The sequence below is a fragment of the Pseudomonas sp. Irchel 3F6 genome (assembly GCF_900187595.1).
Classification (GTDB): Bacteria; Pseudomonadota; Gammaproteobacteria; order Pseudomonadales; family Pseudomonadaceae; genus Aquipseudomonas; species Aquipseudomonas siliginis.
Genome location: NZ_FYDP01000011.1, coordinates 14188 through 38192, shown reverse-complemented (window position 1 = coordinate 38192; position 24005 = coordinate 14188). Strand labels below are relative to the sequence as shown.

Genomic DNA, 24005 nt, shown 5'->3' with positions numbered 1-24005 from the left:
GCCCGATGCGCCTGTTCCGCTCTCTGACTTTGTTGCTTGCACTTGCAGCACCGACGGCGTTTGCCGATGACACGTATCAGGTCGAAATGATCCTGGTGCGCCAGAATGCCGTCCCGGCCATCGTCAGCCGCGCCGCCCCGGAAGACTGGGCCGCAGGCGCCCAGCGTCTGGGCAGCGACAGCCAGCGCACCCCAGCGCTGAATGATGTAGTGAACAAACTCACCGCCAGCGGCGAGTACACCGTGTTGATGCACAAAGCCTGGCAGCAGAGCCTCGGCGAAGCGCCGGCGAAAGTCGCAGTGAGCGAAGGTCAGGAACAGTTCGGCCAGTTCCCCATCGAGGGCACGCTGGAAATGAAACTCGGCCGCTTCACCGACGTGACCGCCGATTTCTGGGTCAATCAGATCGACGCCAATGGCCTGGTCACCGCCAGTGAGCGTCTGCGTCAGGACAGCCACACCAAGAACGGCCAGCTCAATTACCTCGACAACGGTCATCTGGCCCTGCTGATCAAGATCACTTCCCTGACCGCGCCAGCGCCTCGCGAAGCGCCTGAAGTCGTGCCGGACTGATCGAAGTCCTTATGCCGCCGCCCCTGAGCAAACCGCTGGCCCCGTCGTGGGTCAGCCGATTCAAAGAACAGAGTCTGGAGCGCGGCCGCCGCTACGCTTTGGAGAATCGAGTGCGCATCGCCCAGGTCGGCGATGCGACCATCACCGCCAGTTGCGAAGGTTCTGGCGGTAGCGTTTACCGACAAACCATCCATCTGCGCGAGTCAGCCAAAGCGACGCTGCTGCTGGTCGACGCCACCTGCACCTGCCCGGTGCGCAGCAACTGCAAACACTGCGCGGCGGTGCTGCTGAAAATCCAGGAAACCCTCGATTACCCCGCCGCCGCTAAAGATGCCGAGCTGCTGGAGAAGCTCCAGGCCGTGCTGGAAAACCGCAGCCCGAAAGCGCCACCGCAAGTGCTGGTGGACAACGTGCAGCCGGTGCCGCGCCTGTGGCTGGCGAGCGTCGAGTTCAGCGCCTTCGAGCCGCGCAACGGCAAGATGCAGCGCTACATTCAGCACCGCGCGGCGCTGTCGTTCAGCTATCTGGACGAATACGTCAGCGGGCAAAAACACAGCGATATCCTGATCCGTCAGGAAGCCCAGACCCTGCGGATAAAACGTCACCCGGACGTCGAACAGTCCTACCGCGAACAGTTACGCATCCTCGGTTTCCGCATCGCCACCCGGCAGAGCAAAGCCCTGCCGGAGAGCGCCGGCGAACTTTACGAGATGGTCAACGACAGCGCCTGGCTGACCTTCACCCTCAATGACTTGCCGAAGTTGCGCAGCCAGGGTTGGGAGTTGCAGATCGATGAGGAATTCGGTTTCGACCTGACCGCCGTCGACGACTGGTACGCCACCGTCGAACAGGCGCCGGAGCGCGACTGGTTTGATCTGGAGCTGGGCATCATCGTCAACGGCGAGCGCCTGAGCCTGCTGCCGATTCTGCTGAATCTGATGCGCTCGCACACCGAGATCCTCAACCCGGAACGCCTCGCCCGTCGTCGCGATGACGAGCTGATTCTGGTCAACATTCCGCAACGCACCAGCGAGCATGGGCCGTTGCAAGTCGCGCTGCCGCTCGGTCGCTTGAAGCCGGTATTGATGACGCTGGGCGAGTTCTATTTGCAGGAGCCGGGCGAAACCACCCTGCGCCTGAGCAAGGCTGACGCCACCCGGCTCAATTCGCTGGAAGGCCTGCCGCTGTTGTGGGAAGGCGGCGAGCAGATCCGCACCTTCGCCCAGCGGCTGCGCGACATCCGCGATTTCACTGCCGAAGCGCCGCAAGGTCTGAATGCAACGCTGCGCCCGTATCAGCTCGAAGGTTTGAGCTGGATGCAATCGCTGCGGCAACTGGAGGTCGGCGGGATTCTTGCGGATGACATGGGCCTGGGCAAAACCCTACAGACCCTGGCGCATATTCTCAGCGAGAAGAACGCCGGACGCCTCGATCGTCCGTGCATGGTGGTGATGCCGACCAGCCTGATTCCGAACTGGCTCGATGAAGCGGCGCACTTCACCCCGCAGCTGAAAGTCCTGGCGCTGTATGGCGCCACGCGCAAAAAGCACTTCGACAATCTGGCCGACTTCGACCTGATCCTCACCACTTACGCCCTGTTGCCCAAGGATCTCGAACGTCTCGCCAAACAGCCGCTGCATGTTCTGGTGCTGGACGAAGCGCAATACATCAAGAACCCCAACAGCAAAGCCGCCCAGGCCGCCCGCGAGCTGAACGCGCGCCAGCGCCTGTGCCTCAGCGGTACGCCGCTGGAAAACCACTTGGGTGAGCTGTGGTCGCTGTTTCACTTCCTGCTGCCGGGCTGGCTCGGCGACGTGAAGAGCTTCAATGCCGACTACCGCGTGCCGATCGAAAAGCGCGGCAGTGAAGTCAGGCTGCAGCACCTCAACGGTCGGATAAAACCGTTTCTGCTACGCAGGACCAAAGAGCAGGTCGCCACTGAGCTGCCGCCGAAAACCGAAATCATCCATTGGGTCGAACTCAACGAAGCGCAGCGCGATGTGTACGAAACCATGCGCCTGGCGATGGACAAGAAAGTCCGCGACGAGATCACCCGCAAAGGTGTGGCGCGCAGCCAGATCATCATTCTCGAAGCACTGCTCAAGCTGCGTCAGGTCTGCTGCGACCTGCGTCTGGTCAACGACGCCACCCTGCCCGCACGCGGCAGCACCTCGGGCAAACTCGACAGCCTGATGGAAATGCTTGAGGAATTGTTCGAAGAAGGTCGGCGGATTCTGCTGTTCTCGCAATTCACTTCGATGCTGTCGTTGATCGAGGACGAACTGAAAAAACGCAAGGTCGCCTATGCCCTGCTCACCGGCCAGACCCGTGACCGGCGCACCCCGGTAAAAGAATTCCAGAGCGGCAAGCGTCAGATCTTCCTGATCAGCCTGAAGGCCGGTGGTGTCGGTTTGAACCTCACCGAAGCCGATACGGTGATTCACTACGACCCGTGGTGGAACCCGGCAACCGAGAATCAGGCGACTGACCGCGCGTATCGAATCGGCCAGGAGAAACCGGTGTTCGTCTACAAGATGATTGCCCGGGGCACAGTGGAAGAGAAAATTCAGCACCTGCAGAAGGAAAAGTCTGACCTTGCAGCGGGCGTGCTCGATGGGCGCAAGGCCGGGGACTGGAAATTGCAGAGCGATGATATTGAAGCGCTGTTTGCGCCGTTGCCGGACAAGATCGACAAGCGCTGAAATCGGCGTTGCTGGTTAGATAGCTATCGCTGGCAAGCCAGCTCCCACAGGGTTATGAGCTGTACCGAAGATTGTGATTCAACTCGATATCTGTGGGAGCTGGCTTGCCAGCGATGGGGTCATCCAATATTGCGCAATCACTCAGGGCTCAACCCTTGGAAACCGGCAACGGGGCAAACAACGCCTCGATATCACTCTGTTCCAGTTTGAATCCCCCCGTCGTGCCACCCTCAAGCACCGCCCCGGCCAGCGCAGCCTTCTCCTGCTGCAACGCCTGGATCTTCTCTTCGACGGTGCCTTTGGCAATCAACTTGTAGACGAACACCGGATTGTTCTGGCCGATGCGATACGCCCGATCAGTCGCCTGATTCTCCACCGCCGGGTTCCACCACGGGTCGAAGTGAATCACCGTGTCCGCCGCTGTCAGGTTCAGACCGGTACCGCCGGCCTTGAGGCTGATCAGAAACAACGGCACCTTGCCGCCCTGGAAATCCCTCACCGGCGTGCGCCGATCGGTGGTGTCGCCGGTCAGCAACGAGTAGCCAAGCCCGCGTTGCTGCAATTCCTGCTCAATCAGCGCCAGCATCGAGGTGAACTGCGAGAACAGCAGAATGCGCCGCCCTTCGCCGAGCAATTCTTCAAGCATCTCCATCAGGCTGATCAGCTTGCCGCTGCCCGAGCGCAACGCCTTCGCCGTGAGCGGCATATTGACCAGACGCAGATCGCAGCAGACCTGACGCAGCTTGAGCAGCGCATCAAGGATGATGATCTGACTGCGCGCCACGCCGCTGCGGGCGATTTCGTCGCGGACCTTCTTGTCCATCGCCACGCGCACCGTCTCATAGACGTCGCGCTGACCATCACTGAGTTCGACCCAGTGGATGATCTCGGTTTTCGGCGGCAACTCGGTGGCGACCTGATCTTTCTTGCGCCGCAGCAAAAACGGCTTGATGCGCGCGGTCAGGTGTTGCATGCGCTGGACATTGCCGTGCTTCTCGATCGGCGTGCGGTAATCGCGATTGAAGGATTTACTGTCGCCGAGCCAGCCGGGCATGAGGAAATGGAACTGCGACCACAGCTCACCGAGGTGGTTTTCCAGCGGCGTACCGCTCAGACACAAGCGCTGATGGGCCTGCAAGTCACGCGCGGCCTGGGCGGCTTTGCTCAGCGGGTTCTTGATGTTCTGCGCTTCGTCGAGAATCAGCACGCTCCACGGCTGCGGCTGCAAGATCTCCAGATCCCTGGGCAGCAATGCGTAAGTGGTCAGCACCAAGTCGTATTCGGCGAGATTGGCGAAGTCCTTCTGCCGCCCGGTGCCGTGCAGCGCCAGGACTTTCAACTGCGGCGTGAAGCGCTCGGCTTCGTCGAGCCAGTTGGGAATCAGGCTGGTGGGCATCACCGCCAGTGCCGGACAGTCCAGGCGCCCGGCGTGTTTCTCCGTGAGCAGATGCGCCAGGGTCTGCAAGGTTTTGCCCAGGCCCATGTCATCGCCCAGAATGCCGCCGACTTCCAGCTCGCGCAGGGTCTGCATCCAGTTCAAGCCTTCGAGCTGATACGGGCGCAGTTGCGCGTTGAGGCCGGCAGGCGCAGCAACCTGGGCGTGACTGGAATTCTGCAGACGCTTGGCAAAAGTGCGCAGGCGTTCGCCGCCCTGCCAGTCCAGCGGTACGCCATCGAGCATACTCAGGCGTGCGGCGTCTGGAGCGGTCAAGCGCAGCGCATCGCCCTGGTGTCCGCCCAGATACAGCTCGCCCAGCGTCGCCATCAACGGTTTGACCCGACTCAGCGGCAACGCGACCTTGGCGCCGGCCGGGTCGCCAAAACCGCTGGGCTTGAGCTCGATCAGGAGTTTTTCATCATCGTTGCGCTGCGCCAGATTGACCGGGTCGAGCAAGCGCGGCTGGGTCCGCAACAGGTGCAGAAGGATCGGCAGCAAGCTGTAGCGCTCGCCGTTGACGACGATACCCAACTGCAGATCAAACCGCTGATGCGTGGCCTCTTCTTCGACCTCGGCGTACCACTGTTCAACCGGTTGTACATCGAAATGGAAACCGGGACTGATCTCGATTTTCCAATCTGCGGCGCGCAGTGTGGCCAGCCCTTCGTGCATGAACCCGAGCCAGGCGGAATCATCCGGCAAGGTAAACATCTCGCCGGGACGATCCATTGCACTCTTGCGCGTGGCTTTCTTGAAGCCATGTTTTTGCAGGTTCTGGCGCAGCTTCTTTTCCAGCGCCGGTTGACGCTGAATGCGCTGGGTTTCGCTGCCATTGAGGATCATCACTTCCGGGTTGCGATCCACCGCCGGATGACCGTTGTAGGTAAACAGCAGAGCGGCGCGGTGCTCCAGCACGTATTCCCAGCGCGAACGTTCCCGGCCGCTGACCAGGGTCAGTTGCGGCTGCGGCAGCACGTCATCGATGATCCGTTCGGTGAGTTTGTGCGGTGGCGCAATTTGGGTCGCCGCGCTCATGCGATGGCTGAACTGCATGGCCTGACGCGCCGGAATGTCTGGCGCCAGGGTCAAATGGCAGGCGAGTTTTTCTTCCAGCTCAGTGAACAGCGGGCCAACCTGGCGCTGCTCGCGATCAAGGTAATAAAGCGGCTCCAGCGCCAGCACGGTTTCCTGCGCGGCTTCGGCACTGCTCCATTGCGCGCGGAATCCGCCGTCAGCCTGCTCGGCCCAAGAGAACTGACCGACGCGTTTCGCCCCCGGTGTCAGCGCTCGCAGGTCTTCGAAGTCGAGGAACAGCCGCGAGGTACGCAGGAGCATTTCCAGCAGTTCGGCGCCACTGCTGCCTTCCAGCGGATAGCCGCTGTAGTAGGCGTGATGGGAATGCATGGCGACCAACAGCCGGGCGATGCGCAGATCCAGCTCGGACAGGTAGCCGGGCTGGCGCATGAGCATTTCCGCGAGCGAGTACATCGGTTTGACCTCGCGTAACTCGCCGCTCTTGAGCTGGTAGACCTTGAAGATATCGAGCAGCCACTTGCCGTTCGCAGACGTCGATTTGAGCTTGTAAAACAGACGCGTGCCTGCGGTTTGCGCACTTTCGTCAGCAGGCTTGGCCGGCACGGGAATTGTCGAAAGCCAATGCTCGAGCGCTCGCCCCAACGGGATCTGTGCATCATTGTCAGACGCATCCTCACCCGTGCCCAGCAGGTGATAGATCACCGCCGCGCTGTGCTTGCAGTCCAGTGCAACCGGACAGCTGCACAGGCATCGCAAGCTAACCGATCCCAACCGATCTTCTGACAGGTAAATGGTTTGCTCATACGCCTGAAGTTGCGATCCGACGCAGAACGCCTCAATCTTCCTGTCATCGATTTCGAGGATCTCTACCCGGTCATCGGCGGCATAAGCCCGGGCCTTGGCCAACGCCTTGCTACTGAATGCGTGGGTCCATGTCAGCCCTTTAAGCCGCTCGATGAAAATGCTCATGGACAGTCCTTAGCTGGCCAGCACCCGGGCCAGCGTCGATTTCACCTTGCCCATGCCATCGTGCAAGGCCTGCTCGATTTCGGCCATGGTGATGACTTCGGTGGTCTTGCCGGCTGCAGGATTCACCACCAGCGCCAGACAGGCGTAATCCAGATCCAGCTCACGCGCCAGCGCCGCTTCCGGCATGCCGGTCATGCCGACGATGTCGCAGCCGTCACGCTCCAGTCGCACGATCTCGGCGACCGTTTCCAGACGCGGACCCTGGGTGCAGGCGTACACGCCTTGATCGCTGTATTCGCAGCCTTCGGCGGCGACTGCGGCAATCAATTGCTGACGCAACGGCTCGCTGTAGGGAAAGCTGAAATCGATGTGGGTGACGTGCTCCAGATCATCGGCGAAATAGGTGTGTTCGCGCCCGCTGGTGTAGTCGACGATCTGGTGCGGCACGCAGAAATGCCCGGTGCCCATGGCCGGATGGATCCCGCCAACGGCATTTACGGCGATGATCGCTTCGGCACCCGCCTGCTTCAACGCCCACAGGTTGGCGCGGTAGTTGACCTTGTGCGGCGGGAAACGATGCGGGTGACCGTGACGGGCGAGGAACAGCACTTCCTTGCCGGCGTATTCACCAATCTGCACCTCGGCCGAAGGCGCGCCGTACGGGGTGTCGACTGCCAGCGACTGGCGAATGATCAGGCCTTCGAGCTGAGTCAGGCCAGTGCCACCGATGATTGCGTAAACGGTCATAACGAAAAAATCCTTAATCGATCAGTTGAGCGTCTTTGAGCGCGCCGAGGGCGGTGAGCCAACGCGGGTCCTGACGATAATCGGTGCTGGCGAAGGCCTGCCCGCGCATCTTCGCGATGCGCGTGGAAGGCTTGACCTTCATACGCTGGGCGGCACTCAACGCCAGCTCGGCTGCCGCGCGGTCGTTGCACACCAGACCCATGTCGCAACCGGCACTCAGCGCGGCTTCTATGCGGCTGGCAGCGTCGCCGACCACGTGGGCGCCGGCCATCGACAGATCGTCGCTGAAGATCACGCCATCGAACTGCAACTCGCCGCGCAAAATCTCCTGCAGCCAGCGTCGGGAGAAACCGGCGGGCTGCGAGTCGACTTGCGGATAGATGACGTGGGCCGGCATGACGGCGGCCAGCTGCTTGCTCAAACGGGCGAAGGGCACCAGATCATTGGCGCGGATTTCGTCGAGACTGCGCTCGTCGTTCGGAATCGCCACATGGGAGTCGGCTTCGGCCCAGCCGTGGCCTGGGAAATGTTTGCCGGTGGCGGCCATGCCGGCGCTGTTCATACCGCGAATGAATGCACCGGCGAGCAAGGCAGCGCGCTCGGGATCCCCTTCGAAGGAACGGGTGCCCACCACGGCACTGCGCTGATAGTCCAGATCCAGCACCGGGGCGAAACTCAGGTCGAGCCCGACCGCCAACACTTCGGTGGCCATGATCCAGCCGCATTGCTCGGCGAGATACTCTGCATTCGGGTTATCGGCGATGGCGCGCATCGCTGGCAGACGGACGAAACCCTGACGCAAGCGCTGCACACGCCCGCCCTCTTGATCCACCGCCAGCAGCAGATCCGGACGAATCGCGCGGATCGCGGCGCTCAATTCGCGCACCTGGCGTGGATGCTCGATATTGCGGGCGAAAATGATCAGGCCGCCCACTTCGGGCTGACGCAACAATTGGCGATCTTCGGCCGTCAGCCAGGTACCGGCGACGTCCACCATCAACGAGCCTTGCAGGCCAGCAGTCATAGAGATTCCTTGAAAACGAAAAACCCGATCTGCTTGCATTCGCTACCGTGGGCAATGCCCGGACGGTCAGCAGAATTCATGCAGATCGGGTTCAGTACGAGAGTCGGCATGGCCGGCTAGCTTAGCGGATACCAGCTGCCGCGCCCACCCGTGCGCGGTCAAACCTTGGCGGCGACCGGCATGGATTTGCTGCGCGGACGCAATTGCGCGCTGGCCATGGCTGTATCGGTGACGCCGGTTTCGGCGCGCATGCCGGCAGCGAGGAACGGCACCATCAGGCGCATGACCTGTTCGATGGAGGTATTGACGCCGAAATCGGTCTCGGCGATCGCGCGCAAGGCCTTGATCCCGGACATGCTGAACGCTGCGGCGCCGAGCATGAAGTGCACGCGCCAGAACAGCTCGATCGGTGGAATGCGTGGCGCCGCTTCGTTGACCAGCAGCATGTAGCGGCGGAACACTTTGCCATACATGTCTTCCAGATAACGTCGCAAGTGGCCCTGGCTCTGGCTGAACGCGAGGCCGAGCAAACGCATGAAGATCGACAGATCGTTACCGCTGCGAGGCTGCACGACGAGCGCTTGCTCGACGAGAATTTCCAGCAACTCTTCGAGGGTCGGCTTGTTCTCAGGCTTGGCCTGACGGCGCTCCAGTTCTTTATCGAGGCTCACGCAGAACGGACCGAGGAAGCGCGAGAACACAGCTTGAATCAGCGCCTTTTTCGAGCCGAAGTGATAATTCACCGCAGCCAGATTGACGCCAGCCTTGCTGGTGATCAAACGCAATGAGGTTTCAGCGAATCCTTTCTCCGCGAACAACTGCTCGGCAGCATCAAGAATGCGTTCAACGGTTTCCGACTGGGCCATGGCTACTCCGCCTGACAAACACTTGTTTGAAACATACGTTTCAGCCTAAGCCTTGTCAAGCCTGCCGGTTCGTTTTGGGAATGGTCGGTCAGCTATTTAACCACACAAGGCGCCAGCATTAATAAGCGCCCTTCGCGACCGCTCGGCGGGCGGCAAAAAAACGCCCATTGCCAAGACTGCTTCACTGTATATAATCCCAGTCACTGTATAAAAAGACAGAGCGATCAATATGCTAAAGCTGACGCCACGCCAAGCCGAGATTCTGGCCTTCATCAAACGTTGCCTCGAAGACAACGGCTATCCGCCCACCCGTGCGGAAATCGCTCAGGAATTGGGTTTCAAATCGCCAAATGCGGCGGAAGAACATCTCAAGGCCCTGGCCCGCAAGGGCGCGATCGAGATGACCCCGGGCGCTTCCCGCGGCATTCGTATTCCCGGCTTCGAAGCCAAGGCCGACGACTCCACCCTGCCGATCATTGGCCGAGTGGCTGCCGGCGCGCCGATCCTCGCCCAGCAGCACATCGAAGAATCCTGCAACATCAACCCGACCTTCTTCCATCCTCGCGCCGACTACCTGTTGCGTGTGCACGGCATGAGCATGAAGGATATCGGCATCTTCGACGGCGACCTGCTGGCAGTGCATACCACCCGCGAAGCGCGTAACGGCCAGGTTGTGGTTGCGCGTATCGGCGACGAAGTGACGGTCAAACGCTTCAAGCGTGAAGGCAGCAAAGTCTGGCTGATTGCCGAGAACCCCGAGTTTGCCCCTATCGAAGTCGACCTGAAAGATCAGGAACTGGTGATCGAAGGCTTGAGTGTCGGCGTCATTCGCCGCTAAAGGAGGCTCCATGCAGTTCCCACACACACCTCAGCAAACACAACTGCCTTTATTTGAAGCGTTTCTGGCGCAACCGATTGCGCCGATCCTCAAAGACGTGGTCGAGCGTGACTGGAATGCCAAACCTGACGCCTTCAGTGAGCTATCACTGCGTGGTGCGGCCGGGAACTGCCTGAACCTGCTAGCGCCGATCCTCCGTGAATTGAGCGAGGATCAGGATGCGCGCTGGCTGACGCTGATCGCCCCACCCGCCAGCCTGACGCAAACCTGGCTGCGCGATGCCGGCCTGAACCGCGAACGCATCCTGCTGCTGCAACCGCGTGGCACGCAGAGTGCTCAGCAACTGGCGTGCGAAGCGTTGCGACTGGGTCGCAGCCACACCGTGGTGACCTGGCTAAACCCGTTGAATGCCAATTCACGGCAACAACTGATCAGCGCCGCGCGCACGGGCGAAGCTCAGAGCCTGAACATTCGTTTGGGTTGATTGTTGAGTAATGCGCGCTGTGTGAAGCGCAGGGCTTCTCCAAGGACAGAGAAGCCGATCTGAAGCGCAAGCGACCGAGAAAAGGCCAAAGCGTGGATCAATGAAGAACCCGCGGCCCTTCTTCCTTATCAAACTCGCCTTCAACCATACGACCTGCCATCTGCACGCCGACGCTCAACATCGCTTTGGCAATTTCAACGTGCTGGCCTTGCAGGAACGCCTTGGCATCCTCGGAGAAATCCAGCGTCACCAGAGAACCTTCGTCCTCGGCCCTGCGCAGTTCGATTCGGCCGTCTGGTAACTCGACAATTTCTAGAAAGGACGTTGGCATATAAGTCTGTTCTCCACGAAAGGCAGCGATTATATAGACATCATTCGAGCTTCGCTCGGGATCTTGACCAGCAGCATGTTTCAGATTGCCACTGCGCCAAATCCAATCAGCACTCATTCAAACCTTCACGGAAACGCAGGGCCAGACCTTTAAGGTTCTGCCGCCAGCTCTCCAGCTCGTCTCGACTGAGCTCTTCCGGCGCCTCTTCTTCATCAAGATTAATCGCTTGGATCAGCGGCTGCGTCACGTCGCCTTTCGGCTTGCGTGGCGCCCTCGGTGGCTGAAACAGTGCTGCGTGCGCCGCCAGCAGTTTCGCCAGCCAGGTTTCCGGATTACCGGCCAGCTCGACCATTTCGGCCAACTCCGGAATGGCGATCGACTCCAGCACTTCGCGCCTCAACAACTCCTCTGCCCTCGGCGAATTGGCCTGCGGCAGACGATAAAAGCCGGCGATCTCATGACACAAGCCCAGCAGTGCGCCGTAGAGGTGGAACAACGCCGACTCACGCCCGGCCTGGATCAGCGCCAGAGAATTCATCGCCCGCCCTTCTTCAGCACGAGCCAGAGCTTCGAGTGACAGCCCGGCGAAATAGATCTTCTGGTTGGTGCGGGTATAGAGTTCGTGGGCCATGACGGCAGCCTCCACAACGAAATAATTGCTTCACACAGGCCCGGCAGTGTCATGGATCAGCCGATGCCAGCGCAAGCACAAAACAAAAAGGCCGCATGAAAACCCGAAGGGTTCATGCGGCCTTTTTGCTGTTCAGACTAGCGCTTACTCAGCCTTGGCCTTTGCGCTGCGCTTGTCTTCAACAGTCCACTTGCCACCGTCGTAATACGCTTTCCAGCCTGTCGGCTTGCCGTCGACTTCGGTCTGTACGTATTGCTCCTTGGTCTTGCGGCTGTAGCGGATGACCGCTGGCAGACCGTCAGGATCCTTTTGCGGAGCCTCGCACAGGAAGTGGTACTTCGGATCAATCTCGTCCTTGTGCGGCAGAATCTCGATCACCAACGGAGCGCGGGTCTCGCGGTTTTTCGGGAACTGACTGGCGGCCAGGAACAGACCGGACGCACCGTCGCGCAGGATGTAGGTGTCGTTGACCTTTTCGCATTTCAGCTCAGGCATCTTTACCGGATCCATCTTCGGCGGCGCCGCGTCACCGCTCTTCAGCAGCTTGCGGGTGTTCTTGCACTCCGGGTTGGTGCAACCGAAGAACTTGCCGAAACGGCCCGTCTTGAGCTGCATTTCGCTGCCGCACTTGTCGCATTCCAGGCTCGGACCTTCATAGCCCTTGATGCGATAGCTGCCCTCTTCAATTTCGTAACCGGCGCAATCCGGGTTGTTGCCGCAGATGTGCAACTTGCGCTTCTCGTCCAGCAGGTAGGCGTCCATCGCCGTGCTGCAGATCGGGCAGCGATGCTTGCCACGCAGCACCAGCGATTCCGATTCGCCCTCGTCGTCCGCGGCGATTTCATCGCCCGGCACCAGGTTGACGGTGGCCTTACAGCGCTCTTTCGGCGGCAGGCTGTAGCCCGAACAGCCGAGGAACACGCCAGTCGATGCGGTACGAATCTGCATCGGACGGCCGCAAGTGGTGCACGGAATGTCAGTCATGACCGGCTGGTTGGCGCGCATGCCGCTGTCCGGGTTTTCCGCTACTTCGAGTTTCTTCTTGAAGTCGCCATAGAACTCGTCCAGCACGTTTTTCCAGTCGCGCTCGCCCTGCGCCACGTCATCGAGGTTCTCTTCCATGCCGGCGGTGAAGCCGTAGTCCATGAGATTGGAGAAGCTCTCGGACAGACGTTCGGTGACGATGTCACCCATCTTTTCCGAGTAGAAACGACGGTTGTGCAGGGTCACATAACCGCGATCCTGAATGGTCGAAATGATCGCAGCGTAAGTCGAAGGACGACCGATGCCGCGTTTTTCCATCTCCTTGACCAGACTGGCTTCGGAATAACGCGCCGGTGGCTTGGTGAAATGCTGCGACGGGTCAAGCTTGATCAGCTTCATCACATCGCCCTGGGCCATGTCCGGCAGCACGTCATCATCGCCAGGCTTGGCAATTTGCGGCATCACCCGGGTGTAACCGTCGAACTTGAGGATACGGCCCTTGGCACGCAGCTCGAAGTCGCCAGCGCCGACGCTGACGGTGGTCGACAGGTACTGCGCCGGCAGCATCTGGCAGGCTAGGAACTGGCGCCAGATCAGCTCATACAGACGCTCGGCATCGCGCTCCATACCCGCCAGCTTGCTCGGCGTGGTATTGGCGTCGGACGGACGAATCGCTTCGTGAGCCTCTTGCGCGCCTTCCTTGCTGCTGTAGACGTTCGGCGTTTCCGGCAGGTACTTCTTGCCGAACTCGTCTTCGATGTAAGTGCGCGCCATCGCCACGGCGTCCGCCGAGAGATTGGTCGAGTCGGTACGCATGTAAGTGATGTAGCCGGCTTCGTACAGACGCTGGGCCATCATCATGGTTTTCTTCACGCCGAAACCGAGGCGGTTGCTCGCAGCCTGCTGCAAGGTCGACGTGATGAACGGCGCCGACGGCTTGCTGCTGGTCGGTTTGTCTTCGCGCTTGACGATGTTGTAGCTGGAAGACTTGAGCTTCTCCAGCGCAGCCATGGCCTGGGCTTCATTCAGCGGCTTGAAGGCTTCGCCTTTTTCGCGAGCCACTTCGAAACGCACGGTCGAGCCTTTGGTGGTGCCGAGATCAGCGTGCACTTCCCAGTATTCTTCGGGATTGAACGCACGGATTTCACGCTCACGCTCGACTACCAGCTTCACCGCAACCGATTGCACGCGACCGGCGGACAGACCACGGGCGATCTTGGCCCACAGCAGCGGCGAGACCATGTAGCCGACGACGCGGTCGAGGAAGCGACGCGCCTGCTGGGCGTTGACACGATCAATGTCCAGCTCGCCCGGCTCGGAGAAGGCTTCCTGGATCGCCTTCTTGGTGATTTCGTTGAACACCACGCGCTTGTAACGGCTGTCGTCACCACCGATGGCTTCGCGCAGGTGCCAGGCAATGGCTTCCCCCTCGCGATCCAAGTCGGTTGCGAGATAGATGGTGTCAGCATCCTTGGCGAGCCGGCGCAGCTCTTCGATGACCTTTTCTTTGCCCGGGAGGATCTCGTACTGGGCTTTCCAGCCGTGTTCGGGATCGACGCCCATGCGCGAGACCAGCTGCTTGCGCGCTTTCTCTTTCGGCGAGAGCACCGGACCTTCGCCCGCAGCAGCCTTGCCGCGCTTGGCGGCTGGCTCTTTGCTGGCGCTAGCCGAACCGCTGGTGGGCAGGTCTCGGATATGGCCGATACTCGACTTCACCACGTATTGGTTACCCAGATACTTGTTGATGGTCTTGGCCTTAGCCGGGGATTCCACAATGACCAGCGATTTGCCCATGGATCAGAAAATTCCTGAATTCTAGAAGTGAAAGGCGGTTGGCGCCTGACGCGGCACCGCTATATATAGTTGATACAAGGTGAGGTCAAGCGCAGGGTTGTCTGCGCAGTCGCCTCATGCCTTGTCAAAAAGGCTCGGTTCGGCTTGCACCAAAGCAAAGCGCGGCACCTGCTCGCCGTCAACCTCGACCGACTCGACGAACATGCTCAGCGGGCGCACCCAAAAGCCGTAATCGCCATACAGGGCTTGGTAAAAGACCACTTCTTCTTCGGTTTCGGAATGCCGCGCAACACTGAATACACGGTATTGCGGACCTTTGTAATGTTGGTAGAGCCCAGGTTGTATCGGCATGCTTCGGCCCTCACTGAAATCTTTTCAAAAATAAATAAAAACCCAAAAACAAAAACCGGGGCACTGGGCCCCGGCTTCCATCGACGAGACGCTTAAACGCGTTCGAAGACGGTGGAGATGCCTTGGCCGAGACCAATGCACATAGTGGCCACCCCGAAGGTGCCGCTATTCTGCTTCATCACGTTCAACAGGGTGCCGGAAATACGTGCACCGGAGCAACCGAACGGGTGACCCAGGGCGATCGCGCCGCCGTGCAGGTTAACCTTCTCGTTCATCTTGTCGAGCACTTTCAGATCTTTCAGCACTGGCAGAGCCTGTGCGGCGAAAGCTTCGTTGAGCTCGAAGAAGTCGATATCGTTGATGCCAAGGCCTGCGCGCTTCAGGGCTTTTTGTGTTGCCGGCACTGGACCATAGCCCATGATCGCCGGGTCCACACCCGCCACTGCCATCGAACGGATAACCGCCATAGGCTGGATACCCAGGTCCTGTGCACGCTGCGCCGACATCACGATCATGCACGAAGCACCATCGGTGATCTGCGACGAAGTACCGGCAGTCACGGTGCCGCCTTTCGGATTGAAGGCCGGCTTGAGTGCCGCCAGACTTTCCAGGGTGGTTTCCGGACGAATGGTTTCGTCGTAGTCGTACAGTTTCAGGAAACCGTTCTCGTCGTAACCCTGCATCGGGATGATTTCGTCCTTGAACTTGCCTTCCACGGTTGCCTTGTGGGCCAACTGGTGGGAACGCACGCCAAAGGCATCCTGCTGCTCACGGGTGATGCCGTGCATCTTGCCGAGCATTTCAGCGGTCAGGCCCATCATGCCCGAGGCTTTCGCCGCGTACAGCGACATGTGTGGGTTCGGATCGACACCGTGCATCATGCTCACGTGGCCCATGTGCTCGACGCCGCCGACCACGAACACGTCACCGTTGCCGGTCATGATCGCTTGCGCAGCAGTGTGCAGCGCGCTCATCGACGAACCGCACAGACGGCTGACGGTCTGGCCGGCCGAAGTGTGCGGAATCTGGGTCATCAGCGACGCCATGCGCGCGATGTTCCAGCCCTGCTCCAGGGTCTGGTTGACGCAGCCCCAGATCACGTCCTCGACTTCCGCCGGGTCGACCTTGGTGTTGCGTTCCAGCAGTTTGCTGATCAGGTGCGCCGACATGTCTTCAGCGCGGGTGTTGCGGTGCATGCCGCCCTTGGAGCGGCCCATCGGAGTACGACCGAAGTCGACAATCACGACGTCTCTAGGATTCAAGCTCATAAGTTCACTCTCACTCTAGTTGGGGGCGCTTAACCGAAGAAGCTCTGGCCGTTCTTGGCCATTTCGCGCAGCTTCGCGGTCGGGTGGTACAGCGCGCCCAAATCAGCGTACTGGTCAGCCAGGGCAACGAACTCGGCAACACCGATCGAATCGATGTAGCGCAGCGCACCGCCACGGAATGGAGGGAAACCGATACCGTAGACCAGACCCATGTCGGCTTCGGCGGCGGTTTCAACGATGCCGTCTTCCAGGCAGCGCACGGTTTCCAGGCACAGCGGGATCATCATCCAGTTGATGATGTCTTCGTCAGTGACTTCGCGCTGCTCGTAAACGATCGGCTTGAGCACTTCGAGTACCGACGGATCGGCGACTTTCTTCTGCTTGCCTTTCTTGTCGGCCTCGTAGGCGTAGAAGCCCTTGCCGTTCTTCTGGCCCAGGCGTTTGGCTTCGTACAGCACGTCGATGGCCGAACGACGGTCATCCTTCATGCGATCCGGGAAACCTTCAGCCATGACGTCGCGACCGTGGTGACCGGTGTCGATGCCGACCACGTCCATCAGGTAAGCCGGGCCCATTGGCCAGCCGAATTTTTCCATCACTTTGTCGATGCGAACGAAGTCGACACCGGCGCTGACCAGCTTGGCGAAACCGCCGAAGTACGGGAACAGCACGCGGTTGACCAGGAAGCCCGGGCAGTCATTGACGACGATCGGGTTCTTGCCCATTTTCTTCGCGTAGGCAACGGTGGTGGCGATCGCCAGTTCACTGGACTTCTCGCCACGGATCACTTCCACCAGCGGCATCATGTGCACCGGGTTGAAGAAGTGCATGCCGACGAAGTTTTCCGGACGCTTGAGGGCCTTGGCCAGCAGGCTGATGGAAATGGTCGAGGTGTTGGACGCGAGGATGGTGTCCTCTTTGACCTTGTCTTCGACTTCAGCCAGTACCGCTTGCTTGACCTTCGGGTTTTCGACCACAGCTTCGACGACCAGATCGACGTGACCGAAGTCGCCGTAGGACAGGGTCGGACGAATGCCGTTGAGCACTTCAGCCATCTTCGCCGCGGTCATGCGACCCTTGTCAACACGGCCGACCAGCAGCTTGGCGGCTTCGGCCAGACCCTGCTCGATACCGTGCTCGTTGATGTCCTTCATCAGGATCGGCGTGCCTTTGGAGGCCGACTGATAAGCGATACCGCCACCCATGATGCCGGCGCCGAGTACGGCAGCCTGCTTCACGTCTTTGGCGATTTCGTCGTAGGCCTTGGCCTTTTTCTTCAGCTCCTGATCGTTCAGGAACAGGCCGATCAGGCTCTGTGCGGCAGAGGTCTTGGCCAGTTTGACGAAGCCTGCAGCTTCCACTTCCAGCGCTTTGTCGCGACCGAAGTTCGCGGCTTTCTGGATGGTCTTGATCGCTTCAACCGGCGCCGGGTAGTTCGGGCCGGCCTGGCCAGCCACGAAACCTTTGGCGGTTTCGAAAGCCATCATTTGCTCAATGGCGTTCAACTTGAGTTTTTCAAGTTTCGGCTGACGCTTGGCTTTGTAATCGAACTCACCGGAGATGGCGCGCTTGATCAGCTCAAGGGCAGCTTCCTGCAATTTTTCAGGGGCGACTACGGCGTCGACGGCGCTGACTTTCAGCGCGTCTTCAGGGCGGTTTTCCTTGCCGGCGGCAATCCACTCGATGGCGTTGTCGACACCGATCAGGCGTGGCAGGCGTACGGTACCGCCGAAGCCCGGGTAGATGCCCAGTTTCACTTCCGGCAGACCAATCTTGGCCTTGGTGGACATGACGCGATAGTCAGCCGCCAGGCACATTTCCAGACCGCCACCGAGGGCGATGCCGTTGATGGCCGCGACGGTCGGCACGTTGAGGTCTTCGAAATCGCTGAAGATCTTGTTGGCTTCGAGATTGCCTGCAACCAGCTCGGCATCCGGCAGCTTGAAGTTGTCGACAAATTCGGTGATGTCGGCGCCGACGATGAACACGTCCTTGCCGCTGCTGACGATCACGCCCTTGATCGAAGCATCTGCCTTGATGGTGTCTACGGCCTGACGCAGTTCGTTCAGGGTTAGACGGTTGAACTTGTTGACGGACTCACCCTTGAGGTCGAATTTCAATTCGACGATGCCACTTTCAAGAGCTTTAACCGTGATGGCTTTACCTTCGTAAATCATCAACTGATCTCCACGATATGGAAGCTGAACAGTACACGTCGGACGCAGGCATATGGCTCAGAAGGACGCTTTGTTCGTCGATGCTGACACCTGTCCGCCTGGCACACCCGCCAACGCGATAGTCGGGATTCTGTAGGAGCAGTCTGTAAGACAAACGCTCAATTCATACGCCCGTTTGATTCGGGTACGTCACCTTCACGGAATTTCAGACAATTGTCAATCGCCCTAAATTCGGGCTGAAATGCGACTTTGCGGTCATTTCTGCACCATGATGAGCAGCAACACCCGTCTCGATGTTGAGCCATTCATAGAATCAATAGTTAGAAAAGTCGCCCTAATTTCCGCCGAGCCCTGTTCAGAAGGCTACGCTGGGTGGACTGCGAGGAGATTTGCCGAGGCGATCAAAGCGCCTGCCGCAAAAAAAGATTACCGGCCTGCCTGGCCAATCCGCCCGACGAATCATGTCGGGCTTTTTATTGCGCGTCTGCCGGACGTTTCACACCGTTGCAGTGAGAAAAGTCCGCGCATCACGCCAGTGCTTTCAGGGTCGCGTCGATATCCTGCAGAACCGTCGCCTCGCCCTTCTCGCCCCAGTACAAGGCGATCATCTGCTTGTCCGCTTCGATCTTGAAAACATTGCCCGGCAATTTTTCGAAATAATCGAGCAGGATCCGGTCATCGCAGACTTCTTGCCATTGATTGACCCACACGCCCGGGGTTTTCTGCCAATAGGTCCAGCACGCCGGTTGACTGCCACGCCGGGGCCGGTGGTACTGGGCGCAGGGGTTTGGCGGCTCCGGCAGCAGCCAGTGCGGCCACTCCTGCGGCGCCAGCTGCATGGCCAGGCCGATGCGTCGCGCCTCCATGCGCAGGGCCATGCGCCCGCTCTGCCCGCGAGACGGGCGCAACCATGCCAGCGGACTTAAAACTACCAGCAGGATTGACACCACCAGCCAGACCGTCATATCTGTACTCCCGATTTTTGATGAGCCCATTGTGTCACTTGCGAACCAATGCGCTTGAAACCAGCCATACTTACCAATATCGAACCCTCAGGAGGAGCACCTCATGCCCTACCACCACATACTGGTCGCCGTAGATCTGACCGAAGAGTGCGACCCTGTGATCCACCGCGCCCGCGAGCTGTCGGTGAGCAATGCTGCCAAGTTGTCGCTGGTGCATATCGTTGAACCTATGGCCATGGCCTTCGGTGGCGACGTGCCAATGGACCTGTCACAACTGCAACAACAGCAGTTTGATCAGGCCAAGGAGCGTCTTGAAAAACTCAAATCGAAATACCCCGAGCTCGAAGGCGCCAATTGCCATCTGACCTACGGCCAGCCACGCCAGGAAATCCATCATTTCGCCAAGGAACAAGCGTGCGATCTGATTGTGGTCGGCAGTCATGGCCGCCATGGCCTGGCACTGCTGCTCGGCTCGACCGCGAATGACGTGCTGCACGGTGCGCCATGCGATGTACTCGCGGTGCACCTGGTCAAACGCTGATCTGTCTTGCAGTTTGTGGGAGCGGGCCTGCTCGCGAATACGTCGGCACATTCAATATGAGTGCCGCCTGACACACCGCTTTCGCGAGCAGGCTCGCTCTCACAGTTGACCTGCTCCAGCCTGTAGATCGCGCTACATATGAAAAGCCCGGCGCTCATCACTGAGCGCCGGGCTTTTTCACATCAGGAGCAATCAGGCATCCAGCTCGGCCCAACGCTCCACCAACGCATCCAGCTCGGCCTGCAATTGCTCCAGCGAAGCAATCACCTTGGCCGTTTCCGCCGGCGGACGCTGATAGAAACCGGCTTCAGCCATTTCCGCTTCAACCGCGGCGATCTGCTGCTCCTTGGCGTCGATGTCGCCCGGCAAGGCTTCCAGCTCGCGCTGCAGCTTGTAGCTCAGTTTCTTCTTGGCAACCGGAGCGGCAGCCGCAGGCGCAGCCACCGGAGCCGGCTCAGCGCTAACCACCGCCGAGTTCAGGTCAGCCTTGCCCGACTTGCTTTCAGTCACGCCCAACAGACGCGGCGAACCGCCCTGACGGATCCAGTCCTGATAGCCGCCGACGTATTCACGAACCTTGCCTTCACCTTCGAAGACCAGGGTGCTGGTCACCACGTTATCGAGGAATGCCCGGTCGTGGCTGACCATCAGCACGGTGCCGTTGAAAGTCAGCAGCACTTCTTCGAGCAGCTCGAGAGTTTCCACATCGAGGTCGTTGGTCGGTTCGTCGAGCACCAGCAGGTTCGCCGGTTTGCTGAACAGCTTCGCCAGCAACAGACGCGCACGTTCACCACCCGACAACGCCTTGACCGGCGTGCGTGCACGCTGCGGGCTGAACAGGAAGTCGCCGAGATAGCTCAGCACGTGACGGCTCTGCCCGTCGATGTCGATGAAGTCGCGACCTTCGGCGACGTTGTCGATCACGGTTTTTTCCAGATCCAGCTGATGGCGCAACTGGTCGAAGTACGCCACGTCGATGCGCGTGCCCTCTTCCACTTTACCGCTGGTCGGTTGCAGACCGCTGAGCATCAGTTTCAACAGGGTGGTCTTGCCGGTACCGTTGGCGCCGAGCAGACCGATACGGTCGCCGCGCTGCAGGACCATGGAGAAATCCTTGATCAGGAACGGCCCGCCCGGATGCGCGAAGCTCACGTTCTCGAGGACCATTACCTGCTTGCCGGATTTGTCGGCGGTTTCCAGCTGGATGTTGGCCTTGCCGGTACGCTCGCGACGCTCACTGCGCTCAACGCGCAGGGCTTTCAGAGCGCGCACACGACCTTCGTTACGAGTGCGGCGGGCCTTGATGCCCTGACGGATCCACACCTCTTCCTGAGCCAGACGCTTGTCGAACAGCGCGTTGGCGGTTTCTTCAGCGGCCAGCGCAGCTTCTTTGTGCACGAGGAAACTGGCGTAGTCGCCGTTCCAGTCGATCAGCCCACCGCGATCCAGTTCGAGGATGCGCGTGGCGAGGTTTTGCAGGAAGGAACGGTCGTGCGTGATGAACAGCACGGCGCCCTGGAAATCTTTCAGCGCCTCTTCGAGCCAGGCAATCGCACCGATGTCCAGGTGGTTGGTCGGTTCGTCGAGCAGCAGCAGATCCGGTTCGGACACCAGCGCCTGCGCCAGCAGCACGCGACGACGCCAGCCGCCGGAGAGTTCGGCGAGAGTCTTGTCGGCCGGCAGTTGCAGACGGCTCAGGGTGCTGTCGACCAGCGTTTGAAGGCGCCAGCCATCACGGGCTTCGAGGTCGTGCTGAACGTGCATCAGCTTGTCCAGATCGGCGTCGGTGACGATGTTCTGGCTCAGGTGATGATATTCGGCGAGCAAGGCGCCAACACCATCGAGGCCTTCAGCCACCACGTCGAATACCGTCCGGTCGTCGGCAACTGGCAATTCTTGCGGCAATTCGCCGATTTTCAGACCGGGGGCACGCCACACCGAGCCGTCATCGGGCTTCTGGTCGCCCTTGACCAGTTTCATCATGCTGGACTTGCCAGTGCCATTGCGGCCGATGATGCACACCCGCTCACCACGGGCGATCTGCCAGGACACCTTATCCAACAACGGCATAGCGCCGAACGCAAGGGACACATCGCTGAATTTGAGCAGGGTCATGAGCTTCTCCAAAAACCGGGCGCGCATTCTACCTGACTTGAGGCTTCAGCAGGCCGGCAATTTGTCTGTCGAAGCACTCTGCACGACTTTTGTTGCGAACTTGTGCAGCGAGGCTCGCAAAGCTTTCGCCGCTTGCTGGCAAAAGGCTAAGCTACAGTCAATTCAGTGCGGATTCCGATCGGCACTTGTCATGATTTCTCTGCCCGGATGTCTCATGCGCAGTCGCCTTTTCAGTGTGTTGTCCTGCTTGTTTCTTACCGCCGCTGCCGCTCAATCCGTCCAGGCGGTGGACTTGTCCACCCAACGCCAGTATTACGATGAAGCCAAGCGCGCCTTGGCCAAGGGTGATACCGGCCCGTATTTCCGTTACAGCCAGGCGCTGGCCGATTATCCGCTGGAACCGTACTTGGCCTACGACGAATTGACCGCGCGTCTGAAGACCGCGAGCAACGCAGAGATCGAGAAATTTCTCGCCGAGCACGGTGATCTGCCCCAGGCCAACTGGATGAAGCTGCGCTGGTTGCGCTGGCTCGCCGACCGTGGCGACTGGGCGACCTTCGTCAAATATTACGATCCGAAGCTGAATTTCACTGAGCTCGACTGCCTCAACGCGCAATACCAAATCAGCCACGACAAGAAGGCTGAAGGCTATGCGAACGCAGAAAAACTCTGGCTGACCGGCAAATCGCAACCCGCCGCCTGTGACGCGCTGTTCGGCATCTGGGCTGCCGACGGCCAGCTTACCGAGCAGAAACGTTGGGAGCGCACCAAACTTGCTGCGCAGGCACGCAACTATCCGCTGGCCAACAGCCTGATCAACGGCCTGACCACCCTCGCCCCGCGCGGTCGTTTGCTGGTCGACGTGGCGCAGAAACCCGAATTGCTCAATCAGCCGTCGCGCTTCACCCCGGCCGACGAGCCGATGTCAGACGTCGTCAGCCTCGGCTTGCGCCGCCTCGCTCGGCAGGATCCGGACAAGGCCATGGCTTTGCTCGACGGTTACGCCAGCAGCATGCATTTCTCTCGCGATGAGAAGGTCGCGATCGCTCGCGAGATCGGCCTGACCCTCGCGCGCCGCTTCGACAGCCGCGCGCTGGACGTGATGACCAAATACGATCCGGAGCTGCGCGACAACACCGTCTCGGAATGGCGCCTGCGCCTGCTGCTGCGTCTGGCACGCTGGAACGATGCCTACGAATTGACCAAACGTCTGCCGCAAGACCTGGCCACCACCAACCGTTGGCGCTATTGGCAGGCGCGCAGTCTGGAACTGGCCGAGCCACAAAACCCGCAAGCGCTGACCCTGTACAAGAATCTGGCGCGGGAACGAGACTTCTACGGCTTCCTCGCCGCAGACCGTTCACAGTCGCCTTACTCGCTGAACAACAAGCCGCTGGTGCTCAGCCAGGCGTTGATCAACAAGGTTCGTAACACCCCCGGCGTGCGGCGCGCGCTGGAGTTTCATGCACGCGGGCAGATCGTCGACGGGCGTCGCGAGTGGTATCACGTCAGCCGTCATTTCAACCGCGATGAAATGGTCGCCCAGGCCAAACTGGCCTACGACCTGAAATGGTACTTCCCGGCGATTCGCACCATCAGTCAGGCGCAGTACTGGGACGATCTGGACATCCGCTTCCCGATGGCGCACCGCGATACCCTCGTGCGTGAAGCCAAGGTTCGCGGCCTGCATTCGAGCTGGGTGTTCGCGATCACCCGGCAGGAAAGTGCTTTCATGGACGACGCGCGCTCCGGCGTCGGCGCCAGCGGTCTGATGCAACTGATGCCAGCCACCGCCAAGGAAACCGCACGCAAATTCAGCATCCCCCTGGCTTCGCCGCAGCAGGTGCTCAATCCAGACAAGAACATTCAGCTCGGCGCCGCTTACCTCAGCCAGGTGCACAGCCAGTTCAACGGCAACCGCGTGCTCGCCTCCGCCGCTTATAACGCCGGGCCAGGCCGCGTGCGTCAGTGGCTGCGCGGCGCTGATCACCTGAGTTTCGACGTCTGGGTGGAAAGCATCCCGTTCGACGAAACCCGTCAATACGTGCAGAACGTGTTGTCCTACTCGGTGATCTACGGGCAAAAACTCAACTCGCCGCAACCGCTGGTGGATTGGCATGAGCGGTATTTTGACGATCAGTAATCACCAGGCTGACGCCGGATCATGAAAAAT

18 protein-coding genes are annotated in these 24005 nt (G+C 59.9%); 6 read left to right on the top strand and 12 right to left on the bottom strand.

The features are described from left to right. The first annotated feature begins 5 nt into the window (after positions 1–5). Both CKW30_RS26210 and CKW30_RS26205 read left to right on the top strand, forming a co-directional pair. Complete coding sequence (locus CKW30_RS26210; RefSeq protein ID WP_056791507.1) at positions 6–572, top strand: CsiV family protein; 567 nt, start codon at positions 6–8, stop codon at positions 570–572. An 11-nt stretch (positions 573–583) separates the two neighbouring features. Further along, entirely contained in the window at positions 584–3274 is a 2691-nt protein-coding gene (locus CKW30_RS26205; protein WP_095182370.1) for a DEAD/DEAH box helicase, read from the top strand. 148 nt (positions 3275–3422) lie between these two features. Here CKW30_RS26205 and CKW30_RS26200 read toward each other — a convergent pair whose 3' ends face one another. From CKW30_RS26200 to CKW30_RS26185, 4 genes are all read right to left on the bottom strand, one after another. Beyond that, a complete protein-coding gene (locus CKW30_RS26200; protein ID WP_095182368.1) occupies positions 3423–6716 on the bottom strand; it encodes a DEAD/DEAH box helicase in 3294 nt (1097 codons plus the stop codon). A gap of 9 nt (positions 6717–6725) precedes the next feature. After that, a complete protein-coding gene (locus tag CKW30_RS26195; RefSeq protein WP_056791517.1) occupies positions 6726–7463 on the bottom strand; it encodes an S-methyl-5'-thioinosine phosphorylase in 738 nt (245 codons plus the stop codon). A gap of 13 nt (positions 7464–7476) precedes the next feature. Beyond that, positions 7477–8475 (bottom strand): beta-N-acetylhexosaminidase, encoded by a 999-nt coding sequence (gene nagZ, locus CKW30_RS26190; protein WP_177434243.1) that lies wholly within the window; start codon positions 8473–8475, stop codon positions 7477–7479. A gap of 170 nt (positions 8476–8645) precedes the next feature. After that, a complete protein-coding gene (locus tag CKW30_RS26185; protein ID WP_016775489.1) occupies positions 8646–9353 on the bottom strand; it encodes a TetR/AcrR family transcriptional regulator in 708 nt (235 codons plus the stop codon). Positions 9354–9582: 229 nt separating this feature from the next. Here CKW30_RS26185 and lexA point away from each other — a divergent pair, with 229 nt between their 5' ends. Both lexA and sulA read left to right on the top strand, forming a co-directional pair. Continuing rightward, positions 9583–10191 (top strand): transcriptional repressor LexA, encoded by a 609-nt coding sequence (gene lexA / locus CKW30_RS26180; RefSeq protein ID WP_016775490.1) that lies wholly within the window; start codon positions 9583–9585, stop codon positions 10189–10191. Positions 10192–10201: 10 nt separating this feature from the next. Beyond that, positions 10202–10675: an SOS-induced cell division inhibitor SulA gene (gene sulA, locus CKW30_RS26175; RefSeq protein ID WP_041477346.1), complete on the top strand. Its 474-nt coding sequence runs from the start codon at positions 10202–10204 to the stop codon at positions 10673–10675. A 97-nt stretch (positions 10676–10772) separates the two neighbouring features. Here the strand turns inward: sulA and CKW30_RS26170 are convergent, their stop codons facing one another. From CKW30_RS26170 to CKW30_RS26135, 7 genes are all read right to left on the bottom strand, one after another. After that, entirely contained in the window at positions 10773–11006 is a 234-nt protein-coding gene (locus CKW30_RS26170; protein WP_003226592.1) for a hypothetical protein, read from the bottom strand. 106 nt (positions 11007–11112) lie between these two features. Further along, on the bottom strand, positions 11113–11637 hold the full coding sequence (locus CKW30_RS26165; protein WP_095182364.1) for a DUF6586 family protein: 525 nt from the start codon (positions 11635–11637) through the stop codon (positions 11113–11115). 144 nt (positions 11638–11781) lie between these two features. Continuing rightward, positions 11782–14415 (bottom strand): type I DNA topoisomerase, encoded by a 2634-nt coding sequence (topA, locus tag CKW30_RS26160; RefSeq protein WP_056791529.1) that lies wholly within the window; start codon positions 14413–14415, stop codon positions 11782–11784. A 114-nt stretch (positions 14416–14529) separates the two neighbouring features. Further along, positions 14530–14766: a DUF1653 domain-containing protein gene (locus CKW30_RS26155; RefSeq protein ID WP_016775494.1), complete on the bottom strand. Its 237-nt coding sequence runs from the start codon at positions 14764–14766 to the stop codon at positions 14530–14532. 92 nt (positions 14767–14858) lie between these two features. Next, positions 14859–16034, bottom strand: a complete 1176-nt coding sequence (gene fadA / locus CKW30_RS26150; protein WP_095182362.1) for an acetyl-CoA C-acyltransferase FadA — start codon at positions 16032–16034, stop codon at positions 14859–14861. Positions 16035–16063: 29 nt separating this feature from the next. Then, positions 16064–18211 carry a fatty acid oxidation complex subunit alpha FadB gene (gene fadB, locus CKW30_RS26145; RefSeq protein ID WP_024013640.1) on the bottom strand — a complete coding sequence of 716 codons (2148 nt, stop codon included), beginning with the start codon at positions 18209–18211 and terminating at the stop codon, positions 16064–16066. A gap of 527 nt (positions 18212–18738) precedes the next feature. After that, entirely contained in the window at positions 18739–19176 is a 438-nt protein-coding gene (locus CKW30_RS26135) for a hypothetical protein (RefSeq protein ID WP_095182360.1), read from the bottom strand. 103 nt (positions 19177–19279) lie between these two features. Here CKW30_RS26135 and CKW30_RS26130 point away from each other — a divergent pair, with 103 nt between their 5' ends. Then, positions 19280–19717, top strand: coding sequence for a universal stress protein (locus CKW30_RS26130; RefSeq protein ID WP_016775498.1), 438 nt, complete (start codon positions 19280–19282; stop codon positions 19715–19717). Positions 19718–19909: 192 nt separating this feature from the next. On the opposite strand, the gene CKW30_RS26125 is transcribed toward CKW30_RS26130, so the two are convergent. Next, entirely contained in the window at positions 19910–21832 is a 1923-nt protein-coding gene (locus CKW30_RS26125; protein WP_016775499.1) for an ATP-binding cassette domain-containing protein, read from the bottom strand. 214 nt (positions 21833–22046) lie between these two features. Here CKW30_RS26125 and CKW30_RS26120 point away from each other — a divergent pair, with 214 nt between their 5' ends. After that, entirely contained in the window at positions 22047–23975 is a 1929-nt protein-coding gene (locus tag CKW30_RS26120) for a transglycosylase SLT domain-containing protein (RefSeq protein WP_095182358.1), read from the top strand. Positions 23976–24005: the final 30 nt, after the last annotated feature.